Source organism: Mesorhizobium sp. P5_C1 (assembly GCF_054049815.1).
In genome coordinates this window covers 1-3,458 of the sequence record NZ_JBFULQ010000560.1, presented here as the reverse complement: position 1 = coordinate 3,458, position 3,458 = coordinate 1, and the positions used below count along the sequence as shown (strand labels likewise).

3 protein-coding genes are annotated in these 3,458 nt (G+C 66.5%); all 3 read left to right on the top strand.

Annotated elements, in window-relative coordinates:
• A partial coding sequence (gene hisS, locus ACXJ7R_RS27850; protein WP_457154630.1) for a histidine--tRNA ligase occupies positions 1 to 1,289 on the top strand: 1,289 nt, incomplete at its 5' end.
• Between the two features lie 178 nt (positions 1,290 to 1,467).
• Positions 1,468 to 2,589 (top strand): ATP phosphoribosyltransferase regulatory subunit, encoded by a 1,122-nt coding sequence (locus ACXJ7R_RS27845; protein ID WP_457154629.1) that lies wholly within the window; start codon positions 1,468 to 1,470, stop codon positions 2,587 to 2,589.
• Positions 2,586 to 3,284: an ATP phosphoribosyltransferase gene (gene hisG / locus ACXJ7R_RS27840; protein WP_457154628.1), complete on the top strand. Its 699-nt coding sequence runs from the start codon at positions 2,586 to 2,588 to the stop codon at positions 3,282 to 3,284. The genes ACXJ7R_RS27845 and hisG overlap by 4 nt, the downstream gene beginning before the upstream one ends.
• Positions 3,285 to 3,458 lie beyond the last annotated feature (174 nt).

The window sequence follows — 3,458 nt, the reverse complement described above, 5'->3', positions numbered from 1 at the left end:
CCTTCCAGGACGATGACGACCAGTGGCTGTCGCTGCGCTACGACCTGACTGCGCCGACGGCGCGTTTTGTCGCCGAGAATTACGAGCGGCTGCCCAAGCCGTATCGCAGCTACCGCTCCGGCTGGGTGTTCCGCAACGAGAAGCCAGGCCCCGGCCGCTTCCGCCAGTTCATGCAGTTTGATGCCGACACGATCGGCACGCCGGGCGTGGCGGCTGACGCCGAGATGGCGATGATGATGGCCGACGTGATGGAAGCGCTCGGCATCAAGCGCGGCGACTACGTCATCCGCGTCAACAGCCGCAAGGTGCTGGACGGCGTGCTGGATGCGATCGGCCTTGGCGGCGACGACAATGCCGGCCGCCGGCTGACGGTGCTGCGGGCGATCGACAAGCTGGACAAGCTAGGGCCGGAAGGCGTGAGACTTCTGCTTGGGCCGGGGCGTTGGGATGGCGGCAAGGAAGGCGAGGGCGACTTCGCCAAGGGCGCCGGGTTGAATGACGGACAAGCCGAGGCGGTTCTTCGTGCGACAGCGAGGAATGCACAGGCTGGTCAGGATTCCAGCGTCAGCACGAATGCGGTCTACCAGGAAGGCGTTGGCGAGCTCTCGACGATCGAAGCCCTGGTCCGGGCCGCGGGATACGCCGAAGACCGCATCGCCATGGACCGTTCCGTCGTGCGTGGCCTAGAATACTACACCGGCCCAGTCTTCGAGGCCGAACTGCTGGCCGAGATCCCCAATGAGGACGGCCAGATCGTCCGCTTCGGCTCGGTCGGTGGCGGCGGCCGCTACGATGGCCTCGTCTCGCGCTTTCGCGGCGAGCCGGTACCGGCGACCGGTTTCTCCATTGGCGTCTCCCGGCTGATGACCGCGCTGAAGAACCTCGGCAAGCTCGACAGCGCTGATGTGATCGCGCCGGTCGTCGTGCTGGTCATGGACAAGGACACCGACAGCCTCGGCCGCTACCAGAAGATGGTGGCGGCGCTGCGGGCTGCCGGCATCCGTTCCGAAATGTATCTCGGCGGCGCCGGCATGAAGGCGCAGCTCAAATATGCCGACCGGCGCGGCTGCCCGGTCGCAATCATCCAGGGCGGCGACGAGCGCGCCAAGGGCGAGCTGCAGATCAAGGATCTGATCGAAGGCGCGCGCATGTCGGCCGAAATCACCGACAACGCCGAATGGCGCGCCGCGCGCCCAGCCCAGGTGACGGTGGCGGAAAGCGAACTGGTCACTGAGGTGAAGAAGATCTTGGCGGCGCAGGCCGCCGATCGCGCCAAAGGTGGCGCTTGAACACCCCCCTCTGGCCTGCCGGCCATCTCCCCCTCAAGGGGGGAGATTGGCAGCTTGAGGCTCGGCGCCTCTTCTTCAACGCTGGAGATTGGCGAAAGCCTACGCGACATCCAATCTCCCCCCTTGAGGGGGAGATGGCCGGCAGGCCAGAGGGGGGTGCCTCGCGCCCGTCTGATCAATGACCTCCCGCTACCCTGCCATATCAGCCGACATCATCAATCTCTTCGCCGAGCGCAACACGCATGCGGTCGAGGTTGCCGTGCTGCAGCCGGCCGATCCGTTCCTCGACATGGCCGGTGAAGACCTTCGCCGGCGTATCTTTCTCACCGAAAGCGAAACCGGTCAGGCGCTGTGCCTGCGGCCGGAATTCACCATTCCGGTCTGTCTCGACCACATAAGATCGCAGGCGGGCACGCCGCGCCGCTATTCCTATTTGGGCGAGGTGTTCCGCCAGCGCCGCGAAGGCGGCAACGAGTTCTTCCAGGCCGGCATCGAGGATTTGGGCGATCGTGACACCGCCGAGGCCGATGCCCGTTCGCTGGCCGACGCACATGCGCTGCTTGCCCTGGTGCTGCCCCGCCAGGCGCTGGCGATCACGCTCGGCGACCAGACCATTTTCGAGGCCGTGCTGGCCGCCCTTGGGCTGCCGCGCGGCTGGCGCATGCGTCTTGCCCGCGCCTTCGGCTCGGCGCCGATGCTGCAGGCAGCACTCGCCGATCTAGCCAACCCGCCACGCAACGGCCAACTCTCCGGTCCGGTCGCTTCCCTTGTCCTCGACGGCGATCTCGAAGGTCTGTCCGCGCACATCGCCAGTGGCATGGAAGAGGCCGGCCTGTCGGCCTCCGCTGGGCGCTCGCCAGCCGACATAGCGCGTCGACTGATCGAGAAAGCTGAGTTGCGCAGCGTGCGGCTATCCAACGAGGCCTTCGCGGCACTAAAGAGTTTTCTGGCGATCGACGTGCCGCTCGACGGCGCGGCCCAGGCGTTGGCGACCTTCGCCGCCGGTGCCGGGCTCTCGCTGGGCGCCGCGCTGGAGAATTTCGCCGCCCGCGCCAAGGCGATCGAAGCGCATGGCTTGCCGACGGGAAGGATCCGCTACGACGCCGCCTTCGGCCGACCGCTCGACTACTACACCGGCCTGGTCTTCGAAATCGCGGCGCAAGATGGCGAACGGCCGCTCGTCGGTGGCGGCCGCTACGACCGGCTGCTGACGCTGCTTGGCGCCAAGACGCCGATCCCCGGCGTCGGCTTTTCCGTCTGGCTCGATCGCATCGACGCATTGCGGGAGACGGCGCCATGATCACCCTGGCAATCCCGTCGAAAGGCCGGCTCAAGGAGCAGGCGCTGGAGGTGCTGGCCAAGGCCGGGCTCGCCGTCAGCCTGCCCGGCGACGAGCGTTCCTACCGCGCCCGCATCGAAGGCTCGGAAGGCATCGAAGTGGCTTTCCTGTCGGCTTCCGAGATTGCTGGCGAGATCGGCCAGAGCGCGGTCGATCTCGGCATCACCGGCGAGGACCTGGTGCGCGAGAACCTTGCCGACTGGGAAACCCGCGCCGAAATCGTCGCCCGTCTCGGCTTCGGCAATGCCGATGTCGTGGTCGCCGTGCCCGACATCTGGCTCGACGTCGACACCATGGCCGATCTTGACGACGTCGCCGCCGATTTTCGTCAGCGCCATGGCCGGCGGCTCAGGATCGCCACCAAATACTGGCGGCTGACGCAGCAGTTCTTCTCGCTAAAACACGGCATCCAGGTCTATCGCATCGTCGAGAGCCTCGGCGCGACCGAAGGGGCGCCGGCGGCGGGCCTGGCCGATGTCATCGTCGACATCACCACCACCGGCTCCACGCTGCGCGCCAATCATCTCAAGGTGCTCGGCGACGGCCTGGTTTTGCGCTCGCAGGCCTGTCTGGTGGCGTCAAAAAAGACGCGCGCGGCGGCGGATGAGGCGCTTCTGCGCGATGTGGCCGCGAAGATGGCGGCCATCGTCAGCTGAGGATGCCCTCCAGTACCATCGACGGGATTTCCACCATCCCGGCGGGCTGATAGGCTCGACCCGTCCTGGGAGGAGACAGCGATGCCGATCAATCTCGACGAGCTGAAGAATGCCACCAATTTGCGCGGGCGTGGATCGCGCAATGGCGATGTCTTCGTGGCACCCGTCGACGGC